This is a genomic window from Pedobacter sp. WC2423 (assembly GCF_040822065.1).
In the GTDB taxonomy this organism is placed as follows: Bacteria; Bacteroidota; Bacteroidia; order Sphingobacteriales; family Sphingobacteriaceae; genus Pedobacter.
The window spans coordinates 4,780,736-4,795,708 of the sequence record NZ_CP162005.1 but is presented as its reverse complement, the minus strand read 5'-3'; the positions used below and the strand labels follow the sequence as shown (position 1 = coordinate 4,795,708).

Below are 14,973 nucleotides of genomic sequence, written 5' to 3'. Positions count from 1 at the left end.
TACCCTTATAATTCATACTTGTCAACTATTTCCAGCTTATGGATTATAATTTCGGTTGTATACCGCTGGTCACCATTCTTATCTGTATAAGTCTGCGCACTCAACTTCCCTTCAACCTGCATGGCCATACCTTTTTTCACAATATTTTCTACCAGCTCTACTTTCTGATTCCAGAAAATCAGATTAAACCACTGGGTCTGATCTATTGCTTCTCCTAAACCATTTTTGAAAAATTCATGCACACCAATGCTCAGCCTGGCCATTTTTTTTCCTGTGATAAAACTTACAATTACCGGGTCGGTAGCTGCGTAACCAGTTAAACGTACACTATTTCTTACTCTATCCATATTTCAATTTTTAAGCAGCAGACACCTCTTGTCCACAATCAGTTCTAAAATCAGGGCAACACATGAATATTCTCCACAGTTAAAGAAATCCTCCGGCCATTAACTCAAATATGAGAAGAAGAATATCCATTAGTCGTTCATTAAACGCTTATTATCGGCTAAACAAAAATTTAACAGAAGAAATATTTAACCATAAATTAATAAAAACAGATTAATTTGCGCCTATGAAATATTGCCAGGACTGCGGAACTCTACTCAAAGGACGTACAGACAAAAAATTTTGTGATGATTATTGCCGGTGTCATTATAACAACGGGATCAATAGAAACCGTGATCAGGATTTCAAAAAGATCAATAATATCCTGAAAAAAAACACCAGTATTCTTGAGAAATTGATTGAACAGGGAATTAAAAACTCCACACCCCATTCACTTTCTGCGGCTGGTTTTAATTTTAACTTTTTAACACATCAATTACAGGAACAAAATGGGGAAATGACTATTTACTGCTATAACTATGGATATATAAAAATAAATGAGGAACAATTAGTGCTTAAACAAGTCACTCATTCACTGAATTTTAAATAAAAAAAGCAAAATAACACCGAAATAGTGAAATTCGAATGACAGGTTATTTGCAGGTTAGTACCTCAATATCATTTAGGTTTAGTACTTTGGTCTATCAATCAATTTAGACCAAACCTTTAATGAGTTTTTTAACCGCAGAATGGAGAAAATTAGCAATTGCTAATTATGCCATCGATCAAGAGATCTTACGCCCTTACCTGCCAGCAGGTACGGAACTGGACATTTGGAATGACACCTGTTACGTAAGTTTAATAGGTTTCCTTTTTAAAAACACTAAACTACTGGGCTTCAGTGTCCCTTTTCATGCCAATTTTGAAGAGGTGAACCTGCGGTTCTACGTAAAGTACACAGAAGGCGATACCGTAAAACGCGGCGTAGTCTTTATTAAGGAAATAGTTCCCAAATTCGCACTTTCTGTAGTCGCTAATACCGTTTATCATGAACACTATGAGGCCATGCCAATGACCCACAAGTGGACTGAAACTGAAGACGAACGTGAAGTAGAGTATAGCTGGAGGTGTAAAAGTGAATGGCAGGTTTTCTCCGTAAAAGCCAACAAAGCCCTTTCTGAAATTTTACCGGACAGTGAAGCTGAATTCATTACCGGACACTATTGGGGTTATACCAAATGTAATGAAACACAAACGAACGAATACGAAGTAAAACACCCTAAATGGGCACAGTATAAAGTTAAAGAATTTAAAATTGCTGTAGATTTTGCGCATACCTATGGGCCGCAATTCGACTGTCTAAACCATCAGCAACCTGTTTCAGTGATGCTGGCAGAAGGTTCTGACATCTCAGTAGAGGGCAAAAAAGGAATTCAGGGCTAGAACCCCTATTTAAATATTTATGATCAATACATCAGACCTTCAATTGTTGCCAGACAACAAAAAGCTACAATCCGCCTGCAAAGCTATGGCAGTACTGGACGCCATACTTTGTCAGGATTGGACTTACCGTTATTACTCTTATAACAGTCAATGGAGCGAAGACGAGGAATTTTTTGAAATGCGCAACGGAGAAGGTGACCAGCTGCTGGTTTTATTCAGAAATGAAGGAGCCGTAATTAATGGTTATTTTGCAGAAGCAGAACAAGGAGAAAAAGACAAATTAACGGATCTGCTTCCTGAAGTGTTCCATGAATTCATTTTTGGGGAACCTGTAAACTCTGCCGGAACTACATTTTCGGTATGGCAATTAAACGGTCAGCCATGGACAACAGGGATTCCTGCCCAAAATGACGACCATTCTGCAGAACTGCTAAGCCCACTGGACGCTGAGCCTGCTACCTATGTTAAATGGGCATCAGATTATTTTAAAGGAAGTTACGCAGAAAGCGGAATTCCATTGGATACAGTCACCCGGATATTCAACCAGGAACCACTGACTAAAGATATAGTCTGTTCCCTGGTTAACGAACTGGAAGACTGGGACCAGCTGATAGAAGATCTGATAGAAATTTCATATCCATATCATATAAATCTGTAAACCATACAATTGGCCTCAACAATCTTATCTTTGCGGCCAATATGAAATTACTGAAGCTAATTACCAACACAAAAATAAGTCTGATCACACTTTGCCTGGGTGGCATCAGCCTGGGAATGACAGAATTCATGATGATGGGGGTATTGCCCGATGTAGCTAAGACCCTCAGCATCAGTATCCCTTCAGCAGGGAATTTAATCTCTATTTATGCCTTAGGCGTTATCATCGGGGCCCCGATTATGGTTGCCGTCCTTGGAAAGTATCCTCCCAAAAAGGTGCTGATCGGACTCATGATTACTGTAGCCAGCGGTAATATTTTATTCAGCTTTGCTCCTACTTATGAATTACTGCTTGCTGCCCGTTTCCTGGTAGGCCTGCCACACGGTGCTTTTTTCGGTATCGGTGCAGTAGTTGCCAGCAGATTGGCTGACCCCGGAAGTGAAGCAAAATCAGTATCGGTTATGTTTGCCGGTCTTACGATAGCAAATATAATCGGCGTACCCCTGGGTACTTTTATCGGTCATAATGTAAGCTGGAGAATTTCTTTCCTTTTAGTCTCTGTTATTGCCCTGATTACCGCAGCAAGTATTAAATTATGGTTACCCGTACTCCCATCACAATCAGAAACCAAGTTTTCAGACAGCCTTAAAGTATTTAAAAAACCAGAACTCTGGATCATCATCGGAATTTCCGCCATAGGTACAGGAGGCCTGTTTGCCTGGATCAGTTATATCGCACCACTGATGACAGAAGTAGCACATTTCAGCAGCAACATGATCACTCCTATTATGGTTATTGCAGGCCTGGGAATGGCAGTCGGTAACTTTATCGGAGGTCGTCTGGCAGACAAATTTTCACCACTCAAAACAACCAGTTATTTATTATTGGCCATGATTGTTACCCTGATCCTTGTTGCTTTGCTGAGCCATATTAAAATTGCAGCAATCTTATTGACCTTTGTTACAGGGGCACTTGCCTTCGCCGTAATTGCACCTATGCAAATGCTGATGATTGGCGCAGCAAAAGGCGCAGAAATGTTAGCTTCTTCATCTATGCAGGCCAGTGCAAATACAGGAAATGCTTTAGGTGCATTTTTAGGCGGTATGCCAATTGCAGCCTATGGTTTTACCTCTCCGCAATATGTGGGTGCAGGACTGGCCTTTGGCGGATTTTTACTGTGCATGTTGCTCACCTCTTTGTTTAATAACAGAACAAAATTGAAAACTGCTATTGCTTAGCAGTTTTCAATTTTGTGACTTCTTCTTTCATCGGTGCCTGCTCTTGTTCCCCTCTTTTAACATACATAATAACCATACCCGTTAAAATGAATGGGATACTCAGCAACTGGCCCATGTTCAAAAGCATGCCTGCCTCAAAAGCAGATTGATCTTCTTTGATAAATTCAATCGCAATCCTGAAACAGAAGATCAAAAAGATGACCATTCCAAAATAAAACCCGGAAGCTCTCGGATATTTCTTCATCATCAGGTAAACAAAACCAAATATTAATAAATAAGCAATAGCTTCATATAATTGTGCCGGATGGCGTGGAATATGATCATCTCTGAGAAAAACAAAAGCCCAGCTCACATCAGCAGGCTTACCAATAATCTCTGAATTCATCAGGTTACCCAACCGGATAAAAGTACCCGCCAGCGGGACAACCAATGCGACCTGATCTAACAGAAACCACAATTTCACCTTGAATTTTCTGCTAAATAAAATCAGGCTCAGCATAATTCCTATTCCGCCACCATGACTAGCCAGCCCCAGGAAACCAGTGATACGAAAATGAGGAGTAAAAGTAACCGGAAGAACAGCTTCCAGTGGGTGCTGAGAAAAATAAGCGAAATCATAAAACAGAACATGCCCCAGACGGGCCCCAATCAGTGTCCCTAAAACAACATAGATCGTTAAAGAATCCATGAGTTCCACATCAATCCCATACTTAATAAATTGTTTTTTGACTACGATATAACTAAAAACAAAAGCAAGCAGAAAAAACAGGGAATAATACTTTAAAGCAAAAAAACCTAAATCTATTAGTGAATCACCCGGGTTCCATATAATGGTAGCTATGCTCATATCTCCTTAAATTTGTATTAATGCCTGCAAATATAGACCATATATAGACATATGCAATCACGTTGCAGATTTGAAATCAAATTAATCCTATCTTTGCTTTTATACCAGATGCCAGGGGCTTTCTTATTCATTTATGTTTAACCGGTTCACACTCTCAAGCTTACGTACCTTACTCACAGCAATTCTCCTATTTGCCATTAGCCCGGCTGTTTATGCGCAAAAAACAGTAACCGTAAATGACAGAGTTAGTCAGCACATCTTCAATTTTGGTGAAATAGAATGGTTCAAAGACACTCAAAATACACTCAGCTTTGAAAAGATAAGCAGCAAAGACTTTGACCAGCATTTCATAAAAAGTATAAAAAGTACACCGCAAACTACCGATTTAAAAGCAACCTACTGGTTCAGGATTAAAATCAAACACAATAGTAAAGCCAGTAAAAAATATCTCCTTGAGTTTTTCGATCAGACCATAGACCATGTAACCGCCTATTTACCTCAAAAGGACGGGCGTTATAAAATCAAAGAATTTGGTGACCAATTCAACTTTGATCAGCGTGAACTTCACCATAAAAATTTCGAACTGTATATCAGCAACGACCATGATGAAACGCAGCTTTACTATTTCAAATTCAAGTCCTCACAGATTTCTGACGCAATCATTGTACTCAGAAGCGTAGACTGGTTTATCTCCTACGCACTGGATGAATACTTTTACTTTGGTATTTTCTATGGAATGATCCTGGTCTTTAGTTTCTATAACCTGATCATGTTTATCGCCATCAGGCAAAGGCAATACCTCTATTATGTTTTGTACAACCTGAGCGTAGGCTTCTTTGAGATGAGTACAGACGGCATCGCCTATCAGTATTTATGGTCTTCCGCCACTCACTGGAACCAGATTGCCTATGCCTTTGCCCTGTATGCAACTAGTATATTCGCCTTGATGTTTACCAAAGAACTGCTCTTTGTGAAAGCTAAGGCCCCGAAATTAAACAAGTTTATTCTTTATATCATCGGTATCCGGACGGCGCTGTTCCTTTACAGTTTATGGATAGACCAGTCTTTATTCGCGTATAAGTTCCTTGAATTTATTCCCCTGGCAGTTGCATTCTATACCGGTATTTACATTTATAAACAAGGCTATAAACCTGCCCGTTTCTTTGTTTTAGGCTATAGTTTCCTCTTTATTGGCTTTACCTTGAAATTCCTGATTATGCTGGGATTTGCCTGGTTAAACTTTGGTGTAATCAGCTATTATAGCCTGAGCTTCTGTTTTGTGCTGGAAATGGTATTTCTTTCTTTTGCCATTGGTGATAAAGTACGTATCCTGAAAACAAAAAAAGAAAAAGTACAACGCCAGATGATCCGCCAGATGGCAGAAAATGTAAAACTGAAAGACACCTTAAACCAGCAACTGGAAACGAAAGTAGAAGAACGCACTAAAGAGGTATTTCACAAATCACTTATCATTGAAGCCAAAAATGCAGAGCTGCTTGCAGTAAATGACAGGCTGCAACAGCAGGCAGAAGAAATATCGAGGATGAATATCCTGCTGGAACAAGACAACCAGGAACTTCAGACCAATGTAGAAAAAGTAACCCGTGACCGGGTGATGTCTGCCGATGTTGATTTCGAAGAATTCAGTAAAATCTATCCTGACAAAGAAAGCTGCAACCTGTTCCTTTCTGACCTCAAATGGAAAGACGGTTATAGCTGCCGTAAATGTAAAAACACACATTTCTATACCGGTCACATTGCATTTAGCAGAAGATGCAGTAAATGCGGATATGAAGAATCAGTGACCGCCTATACCGTTTTTCAAAATACCCGGATCCCGATCAATAAAGCATTTTATATGATTTTCCTGATCTATTCCAGTAAAGGAAAAATCTCTTCTCACAAGCTTGCTGAAATACTGAACATCCGTCAAAGTACCTGCTGGACCTACGGCTCCAAGATCAAACTTTTGATGGAAGAGAGAAAAACAGTCTTAAAAAAGACCAGTAAAAACGGGTGGAGCCAGCTTGTACTTGAATAAAAAGCGGTTAAACCTGCATTAAAATCAAAATAATTCTTCAGGGTATTAAAGCGTATCGTTTGCTTCACCATCCGGATAGAGGATTTCTCCCTATCCCCTGTAAATCAGCTACAAATCATCTTTTAGATTACGGTATTAAAGCGTATCAATAATCAAACAAACAACTGTATATCAAGTGATTATGTAAAATATAATTTCAGAACAGCTTGCATTTAACAGCTATTAGCACGTAACTTTAACAATCAAATACATACCTAAACAAGCTAATCATGATTAAAAATTTTACTCTTTTTCTCATTTGTCTTTTATGCGGGGTCTCTGTAGCTATAGCACAGGACATGACCATAAAAGGTGAAGTAAAAGATCATCAGGGACTGCCATTACCAGGAGTTTCGGTAAAAGTTAAAGGCACTAACAATGGCGTAGTCACCAACGGAACCGGTGCTTATGTTTTATCAGCTCCATCAAACAGCACACTTATCTTTTCTTTTATAGGTTATAAAACAATAGAAGAAACCGTAAACAGCCGCAAAAATGTGGTGGTGACATTAACAGATGACAACCAGCAGCTCAATGAAGTTATTGTAGTCGGTTATGGTACACAGACTAAAAAAGACCTGACCACATCAGTCGCCTCTATTTCTGCTAAAGACATCCAGAATCAGCCAGTAACAAATGCACTGCAAGCCCTTCAGGGTAAAGCAGCGGGTGTACAGGTTACCTCTCAATCAGGAAAACCAGGCGCGGGCATATCAGTAAGCATCCGTGGTAATACCTCATTGACAGCTTCAAACAGTCCCTTATATGTAATCGATGGAGTTACCTCCAGAGATGCGAGTTTCATCAATCCAAACGATATTGAAACTATGACGATTTTAAAAGATGCATCAGCAGCTGCCATCTACGGTTCAAGCGGTGCAAACGGAGTCGTATTAATTACCACAAAAAAAGGTTCTGCAGGCCAGGTAAAAGTAGGATTTAATGCTTTTACCGGTGTTTCCAACTTCTGGAGAAAACAAAAAGTTTTAAACAGCGACCAATATATCGCCCTGATGAAAGATCTGGGTTACACCGAATTCGGTGGCACACAAAATATGGACTGGCAAAAAGAAGCCTTTGGAACAGGGCAACAAAGCAGTTATCAAGTATCATTATCTGGTGGAACTAAAGGAGGACAATATTATTTGTCTTCAGGTTATCAGCAAGATAAAGGTGTTGTTGCACCTGCAAAGCTAGACAGATACAGTTTCAATTTCAACGGTAGTCAAAAGATAACTAACTGGCTTAAGTTCAATGTGACGGCAGCTTTAACATCCAATAAATCTATCGATGTCTCAGACAATGCAGGTATCTCTAAAGGAGGTGTAATATTGGCTGCACTCACTACACCTCCCACCCTGACTATTTATGATCCGAACGGCAATTTCACACCAGTACCAGGGGGATATGAAAATCCAATTGGTAATGCATTTGGTTCAAAGAACATGAGAAGACAATTGAAGTTTATCGGGGCCTTTGGAGGAGAAATCAATTTCAATAAAGATCTGGTCTTCAAATCTACAATCAGTACCAACGTTAGAAACGAATACTACGATTATACACTTGATCCGTTTAAAACAGTTTACGGACGTAATGAAAGAGGTATCTATAACAATAATAAAACCAACGACCATGTATGGCTGAATGAAAACATTCTGAGCTATAATAAAACAATTGGCAAAAATGTTTTTGGTGCGCTGGCGGGTTATACAGTGCAGGAATCTGACTACACTTACCTGGAATATTCAGCTACCCGTTTTGTAGATCAGACAGGTCTTCCGATTGCACCATCTATTGCACCTAAAATACCACAACGTTCTCAATGGTCTAAACAATCTTACTTAGCAAGGATTAACTATGCCTTTGATGGTAAATACTTATTAAGTTCCAACTTCAGAGCAGACGGATCTTCTCGTTTTGCCCCTGACCATAAGTTCGGCTACTTCCCTTCAGTATCTGCAGGATGGAGAATCTCAGGAGAAAACTTCCTGAAAGACAGTAAAACAATTAATGATTTAAAAATCCGCGGAAGCTGGGGTAAAGTAGGTAATGACGAAGGTATCGGAGATTACGCTTACATGAAATTATACCAGATCACTGCACAAAATTCTTATACGCTGGATCAACCAGCAAACGATCAGTTGTCATGGGAGAAAACTACTCAAACCAATATTGGTATCGACTTAACCCTGTTCAACAGCAGGGTAACTTTCACCGCTGATGCTTATTTAAAGAAAACCAATGACCTTTTAGTAAAAGTTCAATTACCACCATCTTCAGGTCTGGGCACACAAGCACTTAACGTGGGCTCCATGGAGAATAAAGGTTTAGAATTCGCCTTATCCACTAAAAACATTGAAAAAAGCAAATTTACCTGGTCAACAGACTTAAACTTCTCCCTGAACAGAAATAAAGTAACCAGTCTTGGAAACAGTACTAAATCACTTGATTTTGGTGGGATTTTTGAACGTGATGCCGCAATAAAAGTTGTAGTTGGACGCCCGTTAGGAAGTATTTATGGCTATGTGTTTACCGGAGTTGATCCAAAAACAGGTAACGCGACTTATCAGGACACCAATAACAATGGTCAGAGAGATAACGATGACCGTCAGTTTATCGGATCCGCACAGCCTAAATTTACTTACGGCGTGAACAACAATTTCACCTATGGAAACTTTGGGCTGTCTGTGTTCTTTCAGGGCGTACAAGGTAACCAGTTGTTTAACGCTTCAAAAATTGAACTGGAAGGAATGTACGATGCAAAAAATCAGTCGGCAAGTGTCTTAAACAGATGGACAACACCAGGGCAGGTTACAGATATTCCAAAAGCGCAGTTGACGACCTCTTCTTTCACAAACACTAATTCATTGACTTCCAGCAGATTTGTAGAAAACGGTTCTTACCTGAGGTTAAAAACTGCAACCCTTTCTTATAATTTTGGAAAAGCGGCTTTAGGAAAGTTAAAAATGGATAAGCTGATGATATTCGCTACAGGCTACAACATCCTGACTTTTACCAAGTATAGCGGGTTAGACCCGGAAGTGAGCCGTTACGATGCAAATGGACCAGACATGGGAGTTGATTATGGGACCTATCCACAATCAAGAAGTTTCTTAATAGGTGTTAATGTTGGCTTTTAATCTTAGAAAAAATGAACTTAAAAATATATTCACTGATCGCAGCCGGGGCTTTAGTCCTGTCAATTCAATCTGGCTGTAAAAAAGACTTTCTGTCAAAAGATCCGATTGATAAAATTACCGGAGAAGTGGCATTATCAGATGCTGCAGGCGCCAATAAATTAATGAAGGGTGTTTACGATGGGATGTATAATGACTATAATATCTGGGATTTTATGACCAATGGGGATGTAACGTCTGATAATGCTTATGCAGGTGGTGATAACCCGGCTAATATCCAGATAGACTTATTCACAACAAACTCAACAAATGGAAACGTTGACCGCGACTGGGGGGCACTTTACTCAGACATTAAAAATGCAAATGAAGTTTTAGAAAACATCCCTAAGGTACCTGATCCATCCTTAGATGCCAGCGGCAGAAGAAATCAGATTCTGGGAGAAGCAAGCGGGATACGTGCTTATATGTATTTCAACCTGGTTCGTTTATACGGAGCTGTACCGCTGATCTTAAAAACACCTTCAAATCTTACCGAGACACAGCAGCCTAAAGCTACTATAGCGCAGATCTATGCACAAATCATCAAAGATCTTGAATTTGCAGCAGTAAATGCTGGCGCTACCGCTCCTCACAAGGGGATCTTCACCAAAGGTGCAGCCAATGCATTATTGGCGAAAGTTTATGCAACTATGCCAAATCCAGACTGGACAAAAGTAAACCAATACTGTGATGCAACTCAGGCTGGCGGATATTCTTTATTCCCAAATTTTAATGGACTATTTGATATTGCGAATAAAAACAACTCAGAGTCCATCTGGGAAATGCAATTTCAGGGAAATGGCGGAGAGCACGGTAACTGGATGCCAGGTATCATTACCGGAACAGGCTGGAAAAGATTTAACACACCATCAAATGATTTAGTAAAAGCATATGATGACGAAGGAGATCTGATCCGTAAAAACTCAAGTATCCTGTTTAAAAATGTAAGCGCTGATGGATGGTCAGACAGTTACTGGTCAAAAAGCAATTATCCGTTTATCAATAAATACAGAGCAGATGATAAAAGTGATAGCTATATCCTGCGTCTTGCAGATATCCTTCTGCTTAAAGCAGAAGCTTTAAATGAATTGAGTGCATCAGGATGGTCACAATCAAAAGTTATTGTTGACCAGATCAGGGCCAGGGTAAATTTGAAAGGTACACCTGCTGCCGATCAGGCTGCTATGCGTCTTGCCCTGGAAAAAGAACGCAGACTGGAGCTTGCATTTGAAGGACACCGCTGGTTTGACCTTTTAAGAACAAACAGAGCTATTGCAGTTATGAATGCACAGCTGGATGGCAAAGGAGCTTCATTAAATTACAATGTAACCCCTGCAAAACTACTTTTTCCTATTCCTCAAAAAGAAATAGACAGAAATCCCAATATTAAATAAGACGAATCCCCGAAGGCAGTTCAGGCTGCCTTCAATTTTTTAAGCCCAAATAAACAATTAAGATGTATTTAAGAAAACCCCTCTCCGTTCTTTTGCTAATGCTCTCTTACGGAATAGCCGGTGCACAAACAAAGAATAATGCGAAAGTAGAAAGCCTGCTTCAGAAAATGACCCTGGAAGAAAAAGTAGGTCAGATGGCACAGATCACATTAGACGTTATCGGAACTGGTAAAGATCGTTATACTAGTAATGAGCCCTTCTCTCTGGATCAAAAGGCAATGGAAAAAGCACTGATCCAGTATAAACTGGGGTCAGTTCTAAATACATCAAACAACAGGGCAAGAACACCTCAGGTCTGGTATGAAATTATCAGCAAAATCCAGCAAACTGCGATGAAAGGAACCAGAAATGGTATTCCTGTTATCTATGGTATCGATGCAATTCACGGTGAAACTTATACCGCAGGCGCAACGATGTTTCCCCAGCAAATCGGACAGGCAGCAACTTTCAACAGAAGCCTGGTTCGCAGAGGTGCAGAAATCACAGCTTATGAAACCCGTGCAAGCTCTATTCCATGGGCATTCTCTCCTTTACTGGATTTAGGTGCAGATCCGCGCTTCCCCCGTCAATGGGAAAGTTTCGGAGAAGATCCTTATTTAGTAAGTGAAATGGGTGTTCAGGCTGTAAAAGGTCTGGAAGGAGACCACAATGATGTGGCTAACCCATACCGTGTAGCTTCTTCGATTAAACACTTTTTAGGGTACCAGGTACCAATTTCAGGTAAAGACAGGACTCCTGCCTATATTTCTGATCAGGCTTTAAGAGAATATCACTTACCTTCTTTCCGGGCAGCTATTCAGGCAGGTGCTAAAACTATCATGATTAACTCCGGAATTATCAATGGTGTTCCTGTTCACGCGAACTATAACCTGATTACTAAATTATTAAAAGAGGAATTAGGCTTCAAAGGCTTAGCAGTAACAGACTGGGGCGATATTGAGAATCTTTACCAAAGAGATCATGTGGCTAAAGACAATAAAGATGCGGTGAGAATTGCGATTAATGCAGGTATTGATATGTCGATGGTTGCTTATAACTATGAGCCATTCTGTGACGACCTGATTGCTTTAGTTAAAGAAGGTAAAGTTAAAGAAAGCCGTATCGATGATGCAGTAAGAAGAATCTTACAGGTAAAATTTGATTTAGATCTTTTCAATAAGCCAACAACCAATCCTAAAGACTATCCTGAATTTGGCAGTAAAGAATTTGAACTGGCTTCTTACCAGGCCGCATCAGAATCTATTACGTTGTTAAAAAATGCAGATCAGGCTTTACCATTGAAAAAAGGAGTAAAGATTCTGGTTACTGGCCCCAATGCAAATTCGATGAGAACTTTGAATGGCGCATGGACTTATTCATGGCAGGGAGAAAAAGTAGAAGAATTCGCTGCTAAATACCATACGATACTAAAAGCTTTAGAAAATAAAGCTGGCAAGCAAAATGTGACTTATGTACCAGGTGTAAGCTATAAAATGGATGGCAAATACTTTGAAGAATATGCAGACCAGTTAGACGCAGCTATTGCCGCAGCTAAAGATGTGGATGTAGTTGTATTATGTTTAGGAGAAAACTCTTACACAGAAACACCAGGTAACCTAAGCGATCTTTATCTTTCAGATCTTCAGACTGAGCTTGCGCAGAAACTTGCAGCAACCGGCAAAAAGATCATTTTAGTTTTGAATGAAGGGCGCCCAAGAGTAATTTCCAAGTTCGAGAAAAAAATGAGTGCTGTGGTACAAAGTTATTTACCAGGTAATTTTGGGGGTGATGCTATTGCTGACATCCTTTTAGGTACAGTAAACCCATCAGGTAAATTGCCTTATACTTACCCACAATATCCGAATGCTTTGTTTACTTATTACCATAAACCATCTGAATCACGCTCAACTACAGAAGGTGTTTACAACTACGATGCAGATTACAACCCACAGTACGTTTTTGGATTTGGTTTAAGCTATACCACTTTTAAATACAGCCCGATCAAATTAAGTACTGCTGCTTTGAAAAAAGGAGAAACTTTAACAATCTCCGTGGATATTACCAATACCGGTAAAGTTGCAGGCAAAGAAAGTGTATTGTTATTCACATCAGACCTGGTTGCTACTTTAGTTAGTCCGGATGTGAAACGTTTAAGAGGTTTTGATAAAATAGATTTAAAAGCTGGTGAAACTAAAACAGTAACTTTTACGATTACTGCTGATGATTTAGGTTTCATTAATCCAGAAGGTCAGAAAATAACTGAAGACGGAGATTTTACTGTACAAATTGGCGATCAGAAAATCAATTTCACTTACAACCAGTAATTATGAAGAAGAATATTTTATTTGCTTTTGCGCTGGCGCTGGCGGCGTGTTCAGCAAAAAAAGCAGCAACAGATCCTAATCAGTCTGCTGCACCTAGTGAAGTTAAATACTGGTTGACAACAGGTGATCAATCAGCCTTATTAGCAGAACAGCAAACGACTTTAAAATTTAGTACAGCTCAATCTGCTAATCCTGTAATTAATGTTGATGAAACACAGAAATTTCAAACTATTGATGGCTTTGGCTACACCTTAACTGGTGGCAGTGCCGGCTTAATCAATGCATTGGATGAAAAAGCAAAAGACGCCTTATTGCAGGAGTTGTTCTCTACAAAGAAAAACAGTATTGGCGTCAGTTACCTGAGAATCAGTATCGGGGCCTCCGACCTGAGTGCTGACAACTTCACTTACAATGAATTGCCATCCGGACAGACTGATATGAATCAGGATAAGTTCTCCATAGCTAAAGAAATGACAGCTTTAGTGCCTATTCTGAAAAGAATCCTGGCGATTAATCCTGACCTCAAAATCTTAGGTTCTCCATGGACTGCTCCTACCTGGATGAAAACGAATAATAGTTTTAAAGGTGGAAGTCTGAAACCAGAATATTATGAATCTTATGCCAAATACCTGGTAAAGTATATTCATGCGATGAAAGCTCAGGGAATTACGATTGATGCGATTACGATTCAAAATGAACCTTTACATCCTGGGAATGTTCCAAGTATGTACATGGAAGCAAAAGACCAGGCTATCTTCATAAAATCTGCTTTAGGCCCGGTATTTAAAGCAGCTGGTGTTAAAACAAAGATTATTATTTACGATCATAATGCAGATCGCCCGGATTATCCAATCACTATTCTGGATGATCCGCAAGCAAAACAATATGTTGATGGATCTGCTTTCCATTTATACGGAGGCCAGATCACGGCGTTGTCTAAAGTGCATGAAGCACATCCGGACAAAAATCTTTATTTCACGGAACAATGGGTTGGCGGGCCAGGTAAGTTCGATGAGGACTTAAAATGGCATGTTTCTACTTTAGTGATCGGCGCGACCCGTAACTGGAGCAGGAACGTTTTAGAATGGAATTTAGCTGCTGACCCTTTATATGGCCCACATACTGTTGGCGGATGTAAAACTTGCTTAGGAGCGATTACAGTGGCTCCTGAGATAACCAGAAACGTAGCTTATTACATTATTGGCCATGCGTCTAAATTTGTAAGACCAGGATCTTACAGAATCGGCTCTAACCTTACTGATAGTTTACAGAATGTAGCTTTCAGGACTCCTGATGGAAAAACGGTATTGATCGTTGTCAATGGTAATACTGCTGAAAAAATCTTTAACATTCAGTATAAAGGAAAAACAGTAGAAACTTCATTGCCGGCAGGTGCTGTGGCGACTTATGTGTGGTAGTATAAATCTTATACAAATGGGGCTTTGATTAA

The 14,973-nt window shown here is 39.7% G+C and carries 11 protein-coding genes; 9 read left to right on the top strand and 2 right to left on the bottom strand.

From position 1 onward, the window contains the following. Positions 1 to 5 precede the first annotated feature (5 nt). The gene (locus tag AB3G38_RS19995) at positions 6 to 347 is read right to left on the bottom strand and encodes a single-stranded DNA-binding protein (protein ID WP_367865511.1); all 342 of its coding nucleotides are present in this window, start codon (positions 345 to 347) and stop codon (positions 6 to 8) included. A 224-nt stretch (positions 348 to 571) separates the two neighbouring features. Between AB3G38_RS19995 and AB3G38_RS19990 the strand changes: the two genes are divergently transcribed. The 4 genes from AB3G38_RS19990 to AB3G38_RS19975 all read left to right on the top strand — a co-directional run bounded on the left by AB3G38_RS19990 (position 572) and on the right by AB3G38_RS19975 (position 3,663). Beyond that, complete coding sequence (locus AB3G38_RS19990) at positions 572 to 934, top strand: hypothetical protein (protein WP_367865510.1); 363 nt, start codon at positions 572 to 574, stop codon at positions 932 to 934. A 119-nt stretch (positions 935 to 1,053) separates the two neighbouring features. Beyond that, positions 1,054 to 1,767 (top strand): YqjF family protein, encoded by a 714-nt coding sequence (locus AB3G38_RS19985; protein WP_367865509.1) that lies wholly within the window; start codon positions 1,054 to 1,056, stop codon positions 1,765 to 1,767. A 19-nt stretch (positions 1,768 to 1,786) separates the two neighbouring features. Further along, the gene (locus AB3G38_RS19980) at positions 1,787 to 2,425 is read left to right on the top strand and encodes a hypothetical protein (protein ID WP_367865508.1); all 639 of its coding nucleotides are present in this window, start codon (positions 1,787 to 1,789) and stop codon (positions 2,423 to 2,425) included. Between the two features lie 41 nt (positions 2,426 to 2,466). Further along, positions 2,467 to 3,663 carry an MFS transporter gene (locus AB3G38_RS19975; RefSeq protein ID WP_367865507.1) on the top strand — a complete coding sequence of 399 codons (1,197 nt, stop codon included), beginning with the start codon at positions 2,467 to 2,469 and terminating at the stop codon, positions 3,661 to 3,663. Here the strand turns inward: AB3G38_RS19975 and lgt are convergent. Continuing rightward, positions 3,653 to 4,510 (bottom strand): prolipoprotein diacylglyceryl transferase, encoded by an 858-nt coding sequence (lgt, locus tag AB3G38_RS19970; protein ID WP_367865506.1) that lies wholly within the window; start codon positions 4,508 to 4,510, stop codon positions 3,653 to 3,655. The two genes, AB3G38_RS19975 and lgt, sit on opposite strands and share 11 nt — an antisense overlap. 133 nt (positions 4,511 to 4,643) lie before the next feature. Here lgt and AB3G38_RS19965 point away from each other — a divergent pair, with 133 nt between their 5' ends. The 5 genes from AB3G38_RS19965 (at position 4,644) to AB3G38_RS19945 (ending at position 14,941) form a co-directional block, all read left to right on the top strand. After that, positions 4,644 to 6,551: a 7TM diverse intracellular signaling domain-containing protein gene (locus AB3G38_RS19965; protein ID WP_367865505.1), complete on the top strand. Its 1,908-nt coding sequence runs from the start codon at positions 4,644 to 4,646 to the stop codon at positions 6,549 to 6,551. 269 nt (positions 6,552 to 6,820) lie between these two features. Then, positions 6,821 to 9,730, top strand: a complete 2,910-nt coding sequence (locus tag AB3G38_RS19960; protein WP_367865504.1) for a SusC/RagA family TonB-linked outer membrane protein — start codon at positions 6,821 to 6,823, stop codon at positions 9,728 to 9,730. Positions 9,731 to 9,741: 11 nt separating this feature from the next. Further along, complete coding sequence (locus tag AB3G38_RS19955; protein WP_367865503.1) at positions 9,742 to 11,160, top strand: RagB/SusD family nutrient uptake outer membrane protein; 1,419 nt, start codon at positions 9,742 to 9,744, stop codon at positions 11,158 to 11,160. 62 nt (positions 11,161 to 11,222) lie between these two features. After that, positions 11,223 to 13,523 (top strand): glycoside hydrolase family 3 N-terminal domain-containing protein, encoded by a 2,301-nt coding sequence (locus tag AB3G38_RS19950; protein ID WP_367865502.1) that lies wholly within the window; start codon positions 11,223 to 11,225, stop codon positions 13,521 to 13,523. A 2-nt stretch (positions 13,524 to 13,525) separates the two neighbouring features. Further along, positions 13,526 to 14,941: a glycoside hydrolase family 30 beta sandwich domain-containing protein gene (locus AB3G38_RS19945; RefSeq protein WP_367865501.1), complete on the top strand. Its 1,416-nt coding sequence runs from the start codon at positions 13,526 to 13,528 to the stop codon at positions 14,939 to 14,941. Positions 14,942 to 14,973 lie beyond the last annotated feature (32 nt).